The sequence below is a fragment of the Azospirillum formosense genome, assembly GCF_013340925.1.
Taxonomy (GTDB): domain Bacteria; phylum Pseudomonadota; class Alphaproteobacteria; order Azospirillales; family Azospirillaceae; genus Azospirillum; species Azospirillum formosense.
Map to the genome: position 1 here is coordinate 1 of NZ_WHOR01000565.1, position 544 is coordinate 544.

Below are 544 nucleotides of genomic sequence, written 5' to 3' on the forward strand. Positions count from 1 at the left end.
CCCCATCCGTCGTCCCGTCCAGCGCGGCCTGCGCGGCGGCGAGCGGGCCGGCCTCGGTGGCAGACAGCACCATCAGCTCCAGGCCGGGGCCGGGCTCCACGCGGTCGAGCTTCTGGGCGAACAGCCGCATCAGCGCGTCCGGGCGGCGCACCGGGTGGCCGGTGCCGATGGCCAGCGTCTGGGGCGCGTCCTCCAGCCGGCGGTCGACCCGGTGCAGTTCCAGCCGCAGGCGGCGGGCGCCCTCGCCGGTGTTCTCCAGCCCGGCGCAGAGGGTGGCCAGCAGCCTGCGCAGCGCCTCGGCGATGGCCTCGGCGGTGGTGATCGGCTCGGGCAGGGCGAGGCGGACGCTGTGCGGCGGCACCGGCAGGCGGGGGGGACGAGGCCCGGCCAGCCGGCCCTGGGCCGCGGCGCGACGCCGGCCACCATCCCGCCCCGCGCGGGGGGCCACGCCTGGGCCGGGGGGGGGGGGCGGGGCCCCCGCTCCCCCCGGCCCCCGCCCCGCCCCCCCCCCCCCCCCGTGCCCTTGAACACATCGCCGACCACC

At 81.2% G+C, this 544-nt stretch carries 1 protein-coding gene; it reads right to left on the minus strand.

Annotated elements, in window-relative coordinates; genetic code table 11:
- A partial coding sequence (locus tag GBZ26_RS30935; protein ID WP_486598857.1) for a DinB/UmuC family translesion DNA polymerase occupies positions 1-448 on the minus strand: 448 nt, incomplete at its 3' end.
- Between the last annotated feature and the right edge of the window lie 96 nt (positions 449-544).